Annotated in this window: 13 protein-coding genes; 5 read left to right on the top strand and 8 right to left on the bottom strand. The window is 69.1% G+C overall.

Translation table 11 applies throughout. The annotated features are described in order from the left end of the window. Positions 1-5 precede the first annotated feature (5 nt). Positions 6-833, bottom strand: coding sequence for a formate dehydrogenase accessory sulfurtransferase FdhD (gene fdhD / locus N2M23_RS14390; protein ID WP_265446382.1), 828 nt, complete (start codon positions 831-833; stop codon positions 6-8). Positions 834-850: 17 nt separating this feature from the next. Beyond that, complete coding sequence (locus N2M23_RS14385; protein ID WP_265446381.1) at positions 851-1,672, bottom strand: class II glutamine amidotransferase; 822 nt, start codon at positions 1,670-1,672, stop codon at positions 851-853. Between the two features lie 101 nt (positions 1,673-1,773). Between N2M23_RS14385 and N2M23_RS14380 the strand changes: the two genes are divergently transcribed. Both N2M23_RS14380 and N2M23_RS14375 read left to right on the top strand, forming a co-directional pair. Further along, positions 1,774-2,307, top strand: a complete 534-nt coding sequence (locus N2M23_RS14380) for a cysteine hydrolase family protein (RefSeq protein WP_265446380.1) — start codon at positions 1,774-1,776, stop codon at positions 2,305-2,307. A gap of 122 nt (positions 2,308-2,429) precedes the next feature. Beyond that, a complete protein-coding gene (locus N2M23_RS14375; RefSeq protein WP_265446379.1) occupies positions 2,430-2,933 on the top strand; it encodes an HNH endonuclease in 504 nt (167 codons plus the stop codon). Position 2,934: 1 nt separating this feature from the next. On the opposite strand, the gene N2M23_RS14370 is transcribed toward N2M23_RS14375, so the two are convergent. Next, a complete protein-coding gene (locus tag N2M23_RS14370; RefSeq protein WP_265446377.1) occupies positions 2,935-3,825 on the bottom strand; it encodes a cation diffusion facilitator family transporter in 891 nt (296 codons plus the stop codon). Positions 3,826-3,964: 139 nt separating this feature from the next. On the opposite strand from N2M23_RS14370, the gene N2M23_RS21025 reads away from it, so the two are divergent. After that, positions 3,965-5,938, top strand: a complete 1,974-nt coding sequence (locus N2M23_RS21025) for a cytochrome c oxidase assembly protein (RefSeq protein WP_265446376.1) — start codon at positions 3,965-3,967, stop codon at positions 5,936-5,938. Then, entirely contained in the window at positions 5,925-8,183 is a 2,259-nt protein-coding gene (locus N2M23_RS14360) for a heavy metal translocating P-type ATPase (RefSeq protein WP_265446374.1), read from the top strand. Before N2M23_RS21025 ends, N2M23_RS14360 begins: the two co-directional genes overlap by 14 nt. Here N2M23_RS14360 and N2M23_RS21020 read toward each other — a convergent pair. Genes N2M23_RS21020 through N2M23_RS14335 form a run of 5 tightly spaced genes read right to left on the bottom strand, consistent with a single transcriptional unit; the run spans position 8,127 to position 12,204 of the window. After that, positions 8,127-8,981, bottom strand: a complete 855-nt coding sequence (locus tag N2M23_RS21020; RefSeq protein ID WP_265446372.1) for a M56 family metallopeptidase — start codon at positions 8,979-8,981, stop codon at positions 8,127-8,129. The two genes, N2M23_RS14360 and N2M23_RS21020, sit on opposite strands and share 57 nt — an antisense overlap. Then, a complete protein-coding gene (locus N2M23_RS14350) occupies positions 8,978-9,379 on the bottom strand; it encodes a BlaI/MecI/CopY family transcriptional regulator (RefSeq protein ID WP_265446370.1) in 402 nt (133 codons plus the stop codon). The genes N2M23_RS21020 and N2M23_RS14350 overlap by 4 nt, the downstream gene beginning before the upstream one ends. Beyond that, complete coding sequence (locus N2M23_RS14345) at positions 9,369-10,145, bottom strand: ABC transporter ATP-binding protein (protein WP_265446368.1); 777 nt, start codon at positions 10,143-10,145, stop codon at positions 9,369-9,371. Before N2M23_RS14345 ends, N2M23_RS14350 begins: the two co-directional genes overlap by 11 nt. After that, positions 10,142-11,176: a FecCD family ABC transporter permease gene (locus tag N2M23_RS14340; RefSeq protein ID WP_265446367.1), complete on the bottom strand. Its 1,035-nt coding sequence runs from the start codon at positions 11,174-11,176 to the stop codon at positions 10,142-10,144. Before N2M23_RS14340 ends, N2M23_RS14345 begins: the two co-directional genes overlap by 4 nt. Further along, positions 11,173-12,204: an ABC transporter substrate-binding protein gene (locus tag N2M23_RS14335; RefSeq protein WP_265446365.1), complete on the bottom strand. Its 1,032-nt coding sequence runs from the start codon at positions 12,202-12,204 to the stop codon at positions 11,173-11,175. Before N2M23_RS14335 ends, N2M23_RS14340 begins: the two co-directional genes overlap by 4 nt. 121 nt (positions 12,205-12,325) lie before the next feature. On the opposite strand from N2M23_RS14335, the gene N2M23_RS14330 reads away from it, so the two are divergent. After that, positions 12,326-13,807, top strand: a complete 1,482-nt coding sequence (locus tag N2M23_RS14330) for an HAD-IIIA family hydrolase (protein ID WP_265446363.1) — start codon at positions 12,326-12,328, stop codon at positions 13,805-13,807. Positions 13,808-13,822: the final 15 nt, after the last annotated feature.

Genomic DNA, 13,822 nt, shown 5'->3' with positions numbered 1-13,822 from the left:
AGCGGTCACCCCGCTCCGGCCGGGACGACCACCCGGCCGGTGTGGCTGCACACCGTCATCCGGCGACCGCGGGTATAGGCGATGAGGGTGATCCCGAGCTCCTCGGCCGCCTCGATCGCGAGGCTCGACGGCGCCGACACGCAGGCGAGGACGCCGATCCCGGCCATCGCGGTCTTCTGCACGATCTCGAAGGATGCCCGCGAGGAGACCATCAGGATCTTGTCCTCGGTGGGCAGCTGTTCCAGCAGCGCCCAGCCGGTGACCTTGTCCACCGCGTTGTGCCGCCCGATGTCCTCCCGTATGACGTGCGCCGGCCCCTCCAGACCGAACAGCCCGGCCGCGTGCACCCCGCCGGTCCGCTCGAAGACGTCCTGCCCCGCGCGCAGCAGATCCGGCAGTTGCGCGATGCGCTCGGCCGGCACGCGCAGGTCGGACCGGGCCGGCCCGCCACCGAACGCCGGCGACTGCGTGATCGCGTCGATGCTGGTCTTGCCGCACAGCCCGCAGCCGCCATGCGAGATGAGGCTGCGCTGGGCCGTCGCCGGCACCCCGCCGGTGCCGCGCAACAGCACCTGCAGGACGTTCATCTGCTCGGTGTCGGCGCAATAGCGCGCCACCTGCACGTCGTCACGGCCGGTGATGATGCCCTCGGCCTGAAGGAGGCCGTGCGCGAGTTCGATGTCGTGCCCGGGCGTGCGCATGGTCACGGTCAGCACGTCGTCGCCGACCCGGATCTCCAGCGGTTCCTCGACCGCGACCGTCTCCACCCGGCGGGACTCACCATGGTCGAGGTCGATGCGTAAGACCTTGTGCCTGCTGGTGATTCGACCCATCGATGATCCTGGGGAGCTCAGGCGCTGCGGCGCAGCGGGTTGACGATGCGTTCGGTGATCTGACTGGTGCGCGTGACGCGACCGGCGTCGTCCAGCGTGACCACGCTCGCCGGGTCTACCTTCGTCGTCCCGGCCTCCTCGCGCAGGATGCCGCTCGATGCGACCACGGCCAACCCATCGCGCTGCAACAGGTCCAGATCGAGGTATGGCGGATGCGTCGGGTAGTCGGCCGGCCAGACCTGCACCGTCGGCTCCGCCTCCGGGTCGTGCAGGCTGATCAGGTGCAATTCGCGAGGGGTGAGCAGCAGCGCATTCAGGCTGTTGGTGGACATGTCGTGCCAGCGGATGCGGGACAGCACCCGACCGGCGGCACGCGCGACCGCGGCACCGCCTTGCTTGTGTCCGAGGTTGCCGCGCAGTCGGGCGAAGTACCGCTCGCTGTCCGTGCTGCCTTCCGGCTCCTCCGCGCCCGGTGGCAGCAGCAGATCCAGCTTGTCGATCGGCCCGATCGCGCCGTTGTGTGCGAACGCGAGGCCGCCGGCGACGAACGGGTGGGTGTCGACCAGGCCGAGTCCGAGCCCGGGCGTGGCGAGGCGCAGGTGCAACAGGCCGCGGGTGCTCGGCGTCTCGTGCACGAACCGCTGGAAGTCACCGTCTTCGCCGGCGGCGGACACCGAACGGTGCCAGTGCAATTCGGGGTCGCCCTCGGCATACCAGGCCATCCCCCAGCCCTGTGCGTGCACGGTCGCGAGCTCCTGCAACCGAGCCAGAGCGGGGGCACCGAGCACCTCGGACACCGTGACCGGGCGTTCGCAGGACCAACCGAGCAGTCGACACATGAGGCGCACCATCCCCTTCCGACGGATCGAATTCACCTTCGATCCATCATGCGCTCACCGATAGCTCCCTGCGGACCCGGGTGGGTGCGTACTGTGCGGGCATGTCCGAGACGTCCGCGCTGATCGTCATCGATGTGCAGCAGGTCTTCACCGACCCGCACAGTCCGTGGGGGTCACCGATGGCGCAAACGGTCGTGCCACGGATCGCCGGCCGCATCAGCTCGTATGACGGCACGGTCGTCGCGACCCGCTACCTGGCTCCGCCGGATCCGAAGGGTGCCTGGCAGGAGTACTTCGAACGCTGGCCGTTCGCGTTGCAGCCTCCGGACTCGGCCATCTATGCCTTCGATCCACTCGTCGCGCCGCTGCTCGACCAGGCCCCGGTGGTCGACGCGCCCACCTTCGGCAAGTGGGACACCGCACTGCGCACGGCGATCGGTCCCGTGCAGTCGGTCGACCTGGTCGGCATCGCCACCGACTGCTGCGTCCTGTCGACCGCCCTCGCAATTGCCGACACCGGCATCCGGACCCGGGTGTGGGCTCCCGGCTGCGCCGGCTCAAGCCCGGAGGAACACCGCAACGCGCTCGGCATCATGCGACTCTACGAGCCGCTGATTGAGGTGCTCGACGACTGACCTGGCACCGGTAACCCGCCGAGAAGTGCCCGGAAAGCGCAGAGTTTCGCCAAAGTTCGCGGATAATGGCTCGCGGGTGACGCTGTTGACCGGTGACCATACCTCCTGGAAGGAGGTCTGCCATGTCGGTGTTGGTGCTGAACGCTGGGTACGAGCCGTTGCACACGGTGTCGATCAAGCACGCCATGAACATGCTGTGGCGCGGGGTCGCGACGGTCGAGGAGTCCCACCCCGAGGAGACCTTCGGTCCGTTCCCGAAGCCGACGGTGCTGCGTCTGGTCCGTTACGTGAAGATGACGTGGGCTTACGCCAAACGCGGCGGGATCAAGCTCACCGAGGTCGGGGTCAAGATCACCTGGGAGCAGTTCTCGCACGGCACCCCGACCTACAGCCAGGCGGGCGTGCTCAAGCGCGACCACGGTCAGTGCGCCTACTGCGGACAGCCGACGGCCACCACGATGGACCACGTGCTACCGAAGTCGCGTGGCGGCGCGACCTCCTGGGAGAACGCCGTCGCCGCGTGCGCACCGTGCAATCAGCGCAAGGCCGACCTGACCCCCGACGAGGCCGGGATGCGGCTGCTGTGGGAGCCGTTTGTCCCGACCCGCGAGGACCTGGCCTGGTAGCTCACCAGCTGACCTGGTCGCAGCCGACGTGCACGGTCGGCTCGACCTGCAGCGTGGCGTGCTCGACGTGGAAGCGCTCGGCGAGCATCGCCCGCGCCTGGTCCAGCACCCCGTGCGGCTCACCGTCGGTGACCAGGTGCGCGGTGACCACGTCCATGCCGGAGGTCAGTCGCCATACGTGCAGGTCGTGTACGCCGCTCACCCCCGGCACCTCCTCCAACGCCTGGCGCACCTGCGCGGGAGGCACGTCCGCCGGAGCCTGCTGACCGAGCACCGACAGCACCTCACGGCCGAGAATGATTGCTCGCACCGCCACGAAGCTACCGATGAAGAGCGCAATCACGGTGTCCCACAACGGGTTCGAGGTCATCGCCACGGCGATGCCGGAGGCGATGACGCCGACGGATCCGAGCGTGTCGGCCATCACCTCCAGGTAGGCGCCCTTGACGTTGATGCTCTCCCCCGAGCCCGCGCGGAGCAGACCGAGCGCGATCAGATTGACGAGCAGTCCCAGGCTGCCCACGATCAGCACCGGCCCGGTCTGCACCTCCGGAGTGGTGCCGATGCGACCGATCGCCTCCACCACGATGAAGACCGAAACCCCGAGCATGAGCAGCACGGCGAGGCCGGAGGCGAACAACTCGGCGCGGTAATAGCCGTAGGTGCGGCGGTCCCCTGCCGGCTTGCTGGCCAGCCGGGTCGCGACGAGTGCCGCACCGAGCGCCACGACGTCGGCCGCCATGTGCCCGGCGTCGCTCAGCAGCGCGAGCGATCCGGCGATCAGCCCATAGACCAGCTCGACGAAGAAGAAGCTGAAGACCAGCACGAAAGAGACCTGCAGTCGCCAGCGGTGCACTCCGCCGGCGTGTGAGTGATTGTGTCCTGAGCCCATACCCAGCTCCTCAGCTGTCGCATTCGGTAATACCTTCACGTATGCGCATATGTTATCCAGTAGTGCGAAGCGATCGCAACCACGCGGGCCGCGGACCGGGCTGCGCAGCGTCGTTCTACAAACTGTAAAATCGCCGTTCGTGAATGCCGAGCCGACGACCGCCCGACCGGCGACGCTGCCCACGGCCGCCCGCTCGCTAGCTCCTTTAGGGCTCGTCCTGCCCGCCGTCGTGGTGGTCGTTGGCGTGCTGCTGCTCGGTGACGGCGGGTACACGCCGGTTCACCTGTCCTATCCGGGAGCGGCCACCGCGCTCGCCAGTGCCGTGCTGCAGCTGTCGGCATACCTGGCCTCGGCATACGCCTTCGGCTCCTGGTTGACCGTTGCCTTCATCAGCCCGCGCCGCGGCGGGAGCCGACTCGCGATCGGGCGCGACCAGGAGTTGCAACCGGCGATGTGGGCCTCGCTCCAATGGGGTGTCACCGCGACCGCGCTGATCTTCGTGGACAGTGCCGACGCCTCCGGGCAGGGGCTGGACACCCTCGGGCAGCAGGGCGCGGTCAGCTACCTCGCCCAGGCGGCCTACCTCCCGCGCGCCTGGATGGTCGTTGCCGTGCTTGCCTTCCTCAGCGCAGGTATGGCGCTGCTCGCCGCCAAGTGGGAGATCGTCGCGTTCGCGCTCCCGGTGGTCGTCGTCGGGCTCCTCGCACCGGTGCTGGTCACCCAGGTGCTGGTCGGTCCCAATCACGACTTCGGCGGTGACGCGGCGATGTTCGCCTCGCCCACCCTCGCGGGACTGATCGGCCTGCTGATGGTCGCGGTCAGTCGCCCGCAGGTGCTTCGTCACGAGCTGGGTGCGCGGCGAATGCGCTTGTGGTGCTTGGCGTTCGGAGCCATCACGATCGCCGCCGACCTGGTGATCAGTGCCTTCGAACTCGCTGGGGGCGCGCCCTGGGCGACGTGGACCGGGCGGCTGTTCGCGGTGAAGTTCGTGCTGCTGGTCGTGATCATGGTGCTGCTGCGCCCACGTCCGGTCCGCGCAATTCCGGCCTGCTGTGCGGCACTGCTGACCGCGGGTGTGACGGTGCTCATGGGGCGCATCCCGCCGCCGCAGTACTTCGAGCCCACGTCCATCGCCCAGAATTTTCTCGGGTTCGACGTCACCGAGCCTCCCGGCCTGCTGACCTACCTCACCAACTGGCGGCCGAACCTGTTGTTCATCACGCTTGCCGTGGTCGCCATCGCCGGCTACCTGCTCGCGGTCCGCCGGCTGCACCGGCGCGGCGACAGCTGGCCGGTCGGCCGGACCATCTCCTGGGTCCTCGGCTGGCTGGTCGTCGCCGTGTCCACGTCGTCGGGCATGGGTCGCTACGCCGGTGTGGAGTTCAGCGTGCACATGGCGTTGCACATGACGTTGAACATGCTGGGCCCGATCTTGATGGTGCTCGGTGGTGTGGTCACCCTGCTGCTGCGGGCCAGCACCCCACACGCCAAGGGCCAGCCTGCCGGTCCGCACGAGTGGCTGACCGCACTGATGCATTCGGGGTTCATGCGGTTCATGTACCACCCGTTCCACGTGTTCGCGATGTTCGTCGGGTCGTACTACGTCTTCTACTTCACGGCGTTGTTCGAGGAGACGCTGCGCTTCCACTGGGCACACCAACTCGCCTATCTCGACTTCGTGATGATCGGTTATCTCTTCTACGGGCTCGCGATCGGGGTCGACCAGCCGCCACGTCCGCTGCCGCACCTGGGCAAACTGGCGATGATCCTGGCCGCCATGCCGTTTCACGCGTTCTTCGGGATCGTGGTGATGACCCGTGACACGGTGATCGCCGAGACCTTCTACCGTTACATCGACGAACCCTGGATGACCGATCTGCTCGGCGATCAATACGTCGGCGGCGGAATCGCCTGGGCCGCAGGTGAATTCCCGCTCGTCATCGTCATCGTCGCGCTGGTGCTGCAGTGGTCCCGGGAAGACTCCCGGATCGCCAAACGCAAGGACCGACATCTCGACAGTGGGCTCGACACCTCACACGACGCATACAACGACATGCTCGCCCAGCTGAGGGGCGGAAGGCAGCGAGAGGGGTCGACCCATGACCGCGGTTGAGACAGCACGGGACGCGCACACCGCACAGTTGCAGTTGGACATCGGCGGTATGACGTGCGCAGCCTGCGCCAACCGAGTCGAGCGCAAGCTCGGCAAGCTCGACGGGGTGCGGGCGACCGTCAACCTGGCGACCGACCGGGCAACGATCACCGGCCTCGGGCCCGAACAAGCCGAGATCGCCATCGCCGCAGTCGAATCCGCTGGTTACACCGCTGCTCTGCACGATCCGGAGGACGACACCTGGTCGGAGCGCGCCGCTGCGGTTCGGTTGTCGTCCTTGCGGCGCCGACTCGCGGTCGCCGCGCTCCTCGCGGTGCCCTTGTGTGACCTGACCATCCTGCTCGCCCTGGTGCCGTCCTGGCGCTTTGCCGGCTGGCAGACCGTCTGTGTGCTGCTCGCGGTGCCGATCGTCACGTGGTGCGCGTGGCCCTTCCACAAGGCGACGCTGCGCGGTCTGCGGCACGGGGCGTTGTCCATGGACACGCTCGTATCCCTCGGCGCGACAGTGTCTTTCGGCTGGGCTCTCTACGTGCTGCTGATAGCGCCGGCCGACGCGCCCGGTTACTGGCTCGGCTTCGGCACGACCCCCGCAGGGGCGGACGCCATCTACCTCGACGTCGCCGCCGGAATGGTTACCTTCCAGCTCGGCGGCCGCTACTTCGAGACCCGTGCCCGCGGCCGCGCGGGCGACGTCCTGCAGGCGCTGGCGGGCTTGGCCGTCAAACAGGTGCGTCGACTGTGCGCGGACGGCACCGTGGAGACCATTCCGACCGAGGACCTCAGGGTCGGCGACCGGTATGCCGTCATACCCGGCGAGCGGCTCGTGGCCGACGGCGTCATCGCCGACGGCCTCTCGACGGTCGACACCAGCGCGATGACCGGTGAATCAATGCCGCTGGAAGTCGGTCCCGGCGATGCAGTCCTCGGCGGAACGAGCAACCTGACGGGTCGGCTGGTGGTCCGCGCGGAAGCCGTCGGTGAGCGCACCAGGCTGGCCCAAATGGCCGCGATCGCGGACGAGGCACAACGTCGAAAGTCCCGCGCGCAGAAGGTCGCCGACAAGGTGACCGGCTACTTCGTGCCGGCGGTGATCGCCATCGCGGGTGCGGTCGGGGTCGCCTGGTGGGCCCTCGGAGCCACGGTCGATCAGGCCCTGGCCAACGGTGTCGCGGTGCTGATCATCGCCTGCCCGTGCGCGCTGGGTCTCGCGACGCCGACAGCGCTGATGGTCGGCGTCGGACGCGGCGGCCAGCTCGGCATCCTCATCAAGGGTCACGACGCACTCGAGATGAGCGGCAAAATCGACACGGTCGTCTTCGACAAGACCGGCACGTTGACCACGGGCACGATGGCGGTGCGACAGATCACCCCGCTCGGCGAGCAGTCCGCCGACGCAGTGTTACGCGTGGTGGCGGACCTGGAGTCGGCGTCGGAGCACCCGGTCGCACGAGCGATCGTGCGGCATGCCGAGCAGACAGTCGGCGCGGTGCGGCAACCGGCCTCGTTCAGCGCACTGCCCGGGTCCGGCGCCGAGGGCGTGGTCGACGGGCGGCGGGTGCTGGTCGGCCGGCCCGGCCTGTTCCCGGAGCGCGGCCTACCGATTCCCTACGCCGGGGTGGAAGCAATCGCGCGAGCCGAATCCGACGGAGCCGCAACGGTGGTCGTCGCGCTCGACGACGAGGTGGTCGCCACGATCAGCATCGCCGACTCGGTCAAACGGTCCGCTGCGCCCGCCGTGGCCGCGCTACGAGCACTCGGCCTGCGCACGGTGCTGCTCACCGGTGACTCAGCGGGGGCCGCCCGCAGCGTCGCCAGATCGCTGGGTGTCGACGATGTGCGTGCCGGTGTGCTGCCCGACCAGAAGGCCGCCACGATCTCGCAGCTCCGGGCCGGCGGGCACTGCGTGGCGATGGTCGGCGACGGCATCAACGACTCCGCCGCGCTTGCCACCGCCGACCTCGGGATCGCGTTGGTGCGGGGCACCGATATTGCGATGAAGGCGGCCGACGTCATCGTGGTCCGGCACGACCTGCGCGCGGTCGTCGACGCAGTGCGCCTGTCGCGACGGACCATGGGCACCATCCGCGGCAACCTGGTCTGGGCATTCGGTTACAACGTGGCTGCCATCCCGATTGCGGCAGCGGGGCTGCTCAACCCGCTGATCGCGGCAGCTGCCATGGCGATGTCGTCAGTGCTGGTGATCTCGAACTCGTTGCGGCTGAAGAACTTCGAGCCGCTTCGGTGACGTGGCGGCGCTCAGGCCGCAGCGCAGTCGCCGGGCCCGCAAGGTAGCCGAGGGAAGGTCCTGGAGCTCGGCGACCCGTTCCAGTGCTGACGCTGTCGCATCGACGCCACAGACGCGTGCGGCGTGGTCGTCGGCGGACATCTCGACCAGCAGATGGACCGATTTGCCGAACGCCCGCGCGCCACGCAACGACGGGAAACACGCCCGGTTGAGTCCGGCGAGGCGCAGCACGAGGTGGTGCCGACGCCTCAGGTGCGCACGCTCGTGCTCGAGCACGGTGCGCAACTGTCCGGTGGTGAGGCGTTCGCGCAGGGCGCTGGTCACGATGATCCGGCGCCCTCCGCATCGCACGCCCATCGCGGCCAGGCGGCTGCCGTCGACGTACACCACGGGGATTCCGCCGACCTCGTCCCTCCCGTATCCGGACCTCGCGGCGAGGAGCTCCAGCTGCAGGTCGGTGGCCCGCTCCGCCCGCGACATGGGCTCGAATCGTGCTGCCACCAAGGCAATCAGGGCACCGACAGCGGCCAGACCGGTCCAGGCGAGGATCGTGACTGCGGTCGGTCCGAGCCAGGTGCTGTGGTGATGCCGGCCGGCGCTGATGATCGCCAGCGTGAGGGCGGCGCAGATGCTCAACGCGAACAACGCGCAGCCGGCAAGGATGAGCGACACCCACGCCCCGATGGCCAGGTCCGGGTGGCGCACGCTCCACCGCTCCGACCGCAACGCGTGCGGTGCGGCGAGCATCACGCCGAAGGCGACGACCAGCGGGGCGAGGACGTAGACGAGCCGGATCACTTACCGCCGTCTCCGAGCACCCGCCGCAGCAGGTCGACGTCGGCGCCGTCGAGCTGACCGGCGAAGTGGGTCAATGCCGCCTGCCGGTCGGTGACGTGATCGAGCGTCTCGGTCATCGAGTCGGCAGCCTGTGCCGCGTCGGTGCGGATCGCGCTGAACAACGCGCCGCCGTTGCCCGCGACTCGCTGCACCTGACCCTTGCCCTCCAGGCGGCTCAACACGGTGAGCAACGTCGTGCGGGCCGGGCGTCCGTCGTCATCGAAGGCGTCCCAGAGCACCCGGCTGGTGACCGGTTCGTCATAGGACCACAGGAGGCGGAGCACCTCCGCCTCAAGCCCTCCGTGGCTGCGCCGCAACGTCTCCTCCTCGACTCGTGCGGAGCACAATCTACCCGGCACCGGCACTGGGCATGGTCAGCAGCCTGCGCCGGCCGCGACTGTCGATCACCGGCTCCACCGCGATGTCGAACACCTCTCGGACCAGGTCCGGCGTCAGCACCTCGTCCGGGGAGCCGGCGATGCGGAGGCGACCGCCGTCCAGCACGATGACCTGGTCGGCGTGCAACGCCGCCAGGTCGAGCGAGTGCAGCGCAGTGATCGTGGTGAGCCCGGCTCCCGCGGACAGTTCGAGCACCTCCAGCTGATGGCGTGGATCCAGGTGGTTGATCGGTTCGTCGAGGACCAGCAGGTCCGGCTGCTGCGCCAGCGCGCGTGCCAGCAGGACGCGTTGCCGCTCGCCGCCGGAGAGGGTCGACATGGGGCGTGGCGCGAGGTCTGAGGTGCCGGTCTGCGCCATACAGGACCGGACGTGGGCGCGGTCGGCCTCGGTGGGCCGGGCGAACAGGCCGAGGTGGGGTGTCCGTCCGAGCAGCACCATCTCGCCGGCGGTGAAGTCGTGACCGAGCGGCGGTTGCTGGGTGAGAACACCGACGCGCCGCGCGCGCTGCTTGGCGGGCATGGCGAGCAGGTCGTCCCCACCGAGTCGCGCGCTGCCCCTGTATGGCGTGAGCCCGCCGAAAAGCGTTGCCAGCAGGGTGGATTTGCCGCTCCCGTTGGGACCGACCAGCGCCGTGAACGAGCCGGCCGGCACCTCGAGAGTCACGTCGTGGATGACGGCCGCGCTCCCCCACCCGGCGGTCAATCGGTCGATCTGCAAAGCCGTCATCCGGAGGCCTGCCGACGCACCGCGAGCACGAAAACCGGCACCCCGACGAATGCGGTGAGGATCCCGATGGGCAACTCGGTGGGAGCGAGGATTGTTCGCGCCGCGGTGTCGGCGAGCAGCACGAGCAGGGCGCCGAGCAGGGCCGCGACCGGCAGCACCCGCCGATGGTCGGCGCCGACGAGCACGCGAGCCAGCGCCGGCATCACCAGTCCGACGAAGCCGATGGTGCCGGAGCAGGCGACGACCACACCGGTGAGAAACGCTGCGAGAGCGAAGAATCCGGCCCGTGCGCGTGCCGGACGCATGCCGAGCGCCGCCGCGGAGTCGTCACCGAGCGACAGCAGGTTCAGCCTGCCGGCCCGCAGTAACGCCACACCGCCGGCCAGCAGGACGAGCGGTGCGCTGATGATCACGAGGCGCCATTCAGCCCCGGACAGGCTGCCCAGCAGCCAAAACATCACCTGTCGGGCGGCATCGCCGTTACCGGTCCGCAGCAGCAGGAAGGAGGTGATGCCCGACAGCAGGCTGCCGACCGAAATGCCCACCATCACAATGCGACTCGGGTCCAATCGGGTGCCGGAGCGCGCCATGATCAGCACCACGAGCCCGGTCAGGAGCGCGGTCACGAACGCCGCCAGCGGGAGGGTGAGCGAACCGGCAACACCCACGCCGATCGTGGTGATCACGGCGACCGCTCCCAGACCGGCTCCGGACGACAGGCCGAGGACGTAGGGATCGGCGATCGGGTTGCCGACCACGGCTTGCGCGATCGCCCCGGCGAGAGCCAGGCCCGCACCCACCACGATCGCCTCGAGCACTCTGGGCGCGCGCAGGTTCCAGACGATGAAGTCCGATGGTCCGCTCCGCGGCTGCCCGGTGCTTCCCCGCCACAGTCCGGCAACCACGTCGTTCGGGGCGATCTGCACCGCACCGACACCGGTCGCCAGGATCGCCAGCAGCCCGAGCGCGGTGACGCCGACGACGAGCAGAGCCGACAGCGGGACCTTGCGCCAGATGCCCGAGCTGTTCACCTCGCTTTGGCTACGGCGTCCGCGACGGTCGAAACTGCCTGCGGATTAAGCACACTCGGCGACAGCATGATCGACTGCGGCACCGCGACCACGTTCCCTGACTTGACCGCATCGGTGCTCTGCAGCAGCGGACTCGCCTTGATCGCGTCGACGAGTTCCTTGTCGGTCTGCGGGCCGAGTCCGCTGACTGCGACGATCACCTTGGGGTTGGCGAGGCTGACCTGTTCCGCGGAGAGCTGCGCCATGTCGGCCTTCACCGACTCCGCGACGTTCTTGCCGCCGGCGAGGGTGATGATGCCGTTCGCGAGACTCGTGGCACCTCGGGTGCTGATGCCCTGACCACCCGTCGGCACACTGGACAGTGCCAGCACCGGGGTATCTCCCGAACGGCTGCCGGCCTGCTTGGTCATGGTGGCGACCAGTTGCCGGCCGGCGCTTGGCCGACCGACAAGAGTGGCCAGGTCGTTGACGTACTTGTAGGTCGGGGTCAGGTCGGTGACCGGCGCCGTCGACGGACAGGCGACGTACGCCGCAATGTCGTTCTCCGCCAACTGTTCTGCGGTGGGGTTGCCGTCGAACGAGCCGAGTTCGTACACCGAGATGCCGGTGACGAAATCGGGTTTCGCGGCCAGCACAGCTTCCCGGTTGCCGCGGCCCGGGTCGATCACCTTGACCTTGTCGAGATCGCCGCGCGCCACCCCGGTGAACGCGTCGCGAAAGTCGGGTGCGGCCGTGCCGACGAGCTGGTCACCCGCGCCGAGTCGCTGCACGAATGCTGCGGCGCCGGCGTCCATGGTCACGATCCGGCGCGGTGCCGCGGCGAGCTTCGGCACCGGGGTGCAGTCCGGCGCACCCGCCATGTTCATCCCGCTGCCGCCGCCCTTCATCCCCCCGCTCGGCTGCGCCGAGCCGGTCGTCGGCGAAGCGCTGCTCCCCGCACCGCTCGAGGTCGAACTGCCGCACGCAGCAATGCCCGTCAGCGCAATCGCCGCCCCCGGGATAGCGAGACGGCGTGGGGTGAGACGCATGGTTTCTCCGATCCGGCAGTAGTTCTACAAAACGTAGAATAACGTGCCGGTTTTACTTGCCCACGCTTCGGGTAGGCCAGCAACCGGAGGCCGAAACAGCTGGCGTGCAAGGAGGTTGCCGATGTCACCCACGCCCGGGGTCGTCATACCCACCCGCGACGAGCTCTCCCTCCAACCGCTACTGGTGAGCCTGGCCGCGACACCACTCCCCCCGACCGCCCAGGTGGTCATCGTCGACGATCGGTCGAATCCGTTGCCGGACATCGCGATTCCCCGAGAGCTGCGCGCCCGCAGCGCCGTCCGGGTCCAACGATCGTGGGGCCGCGGACTGCCCGCCGCAGCGAACCTGGGCTGGCGGGTCTGCGATACGGAGTGGGTGGTCTTCCTGCCGACAGACGTCCGCGTCACCCTCGAATGGGCGGATCAGCTGATGCGGGAACTGGCGGCCGCCGGCGCCCGAACCGGCCTCAGTCAAGGACAGTCCCCGGCGGGACGCAGCCGCCACGGCGCAGTCTCACCCTGGTCGCTCGGCGACCTCGCAGCGCGCAGAGATGCGCTCAACGAAGTCGGCGGCTTCGATGAGCGTTACCGGTGCGGCAGCCGTGCCGCGATCGACGTAGCACTACGCATGCACCGAGACGGCTGGTTGCTGCGCCAAGCTGCGCGGCAGCTGGATCACCGCGCAACACAACCCCGTCCGGCTCCAGCCCCTCCCTACCGTTGTATGGCGGACGACGCCCTGCTTCGTCGCATGCACGGGCGGCGTTGGCGACAGACGATTGGTGCGCCACGTGGCCACTTCGGGTGGCATGCCGGGACGACCGCCGCTGCCGCAACTGCCAATCTGGCAGCGGCAGCGCGTGGCGTCGGTGCGCCGATCCCCCGCCGCCTGCCGCTCCTCTTGGCGGGAGCCGCAGTCACCTCGAGCGCGGCGCTGGTCGCGACTCGCGTCATACAGCGGCAACGTCCGGGCCGTAGCCGCTGGTCGACGGCCGCCGCCGGCATCATCGAGTCACCGGTCGCGGTCATGCAACGGCTGCGCGGTGAGCTGCGGCACCGGGTCGCAGCGGCGTGGCCCACCGAGGTGCTGGCCGTGCTGTTCGAACGGGACGGCACGCTGATCCGCGACATTCCGCTCAACACCGACCCGGGGCAGGTCCGACCGCTTCCGGGCGCCCGGGCGGCCGTGGACCGGTTGCGCAGGAAGGGTGTGCGGGTCGGGCTGATGGCGACCGAGACCGCGGTCGGGGCGGGTGACGTCACTCGCCACCAGATGCGCGCCGTCAACGAGCAGGTGGACCGCCTGCTGGGGCCGTTCGACACCTGGCAGCTGTGCACGCATGCGCCCGACGCCGGTTGTTCGTGCCGCCTGCCCGAGCCCGGTATGCCGAGCCGTGCGGCGCGCGAGCTGGACGTGCCGGTGAGCGCACTCGCCGTCGTCGGTCACCTCGGGGAGGACGTCACCAGTGCGCTGCGCGCAGGTGCTCGAAGCGTGCTCGTACCAGGCCCGAACACGTCTGCGGCAGCCATCGCCACTGCACCGCGAACGGCGCGGGATCTGCAGACCGCAGTCGAGCTGATCGTCCGCGGCGACGTGCCCTGACGCAACGACGACTCA

This window comes from Flexivirga meconopsidis (assembly GCF_026162425.1).
Lineage (GTDB): Bacteria > Actinomycetota > Actinomycetes > Actinomycetales > Dermatophilaceae > Flexivirga > Flexivirga meconopsidis.
Note: the sequence above shows the minus strand (reverse complement) of the source record. Positions and strands in the feature narration are given on the sequence as shown.

Coding starts and splice junctions, on each gene's coding strand:
- fdhD (WP_265446382.1), bottom strand. CDS start 833: ATGGGTCGAATCACCAGCAGGCACAAGGTCTTACGCATCGACCTCGAC.
- N2M23_RS14385 (WP_265446381.1), bottom strand. CDS start 1,672: ATGTGTCGACTGCTCGGTTGGTCCTGCGAACGCCCGGTCACGGTGTCC.
- N2M23_RS14380 (WP_265446380.1), top strand. CDS start 1,774: ATGTCCGAGACGTCCGCGCTGATCGTCATCGATGTGCAGCAGGTCTTC.
- N2M23_RS14375 (WP_265446379.1), top strand. CDS start 2,430: ATGTCGGTGTTGGTGCTGAACGCTGGGTACGAGCCGTTGCACACGGTG.
- N2M23_RS14370 (WP_265446377.1), bottom strand. CDS start 3,825: ATGGGCTCAGGACACAATCACTCACACGCCGGCGGAGTGCACCGCTGG.
- N2M23_RS14360 (WP_265446374.1), top strand. CDS start 5,925: ATGACCGCGGTTGAGACAGCACGGGACGCGCACACCGCACAGTTGCAG.
- N2M23_RS14345 (WP_265446368.1), bottom strand. CDS start 10,145: ATGACGGCTTTGCAGATCGACCGATTGACCGCCGGGTGGGGGAGCGCG.
- N2M23_RS14335 (WP_265446365.1), bottom strand. CDS start 12,204: ATGCGTCTCACCCCACGCCGTCTCGCTATCCCGGGGGCGGCGATTGCG.
- N2M23_RS14330 (WP_265446363.1), top strand. CDS start 12,326: ATGTCACCCACGCCCGGGGTCGTCATACCCACCCGCGACGAGCTCTCC.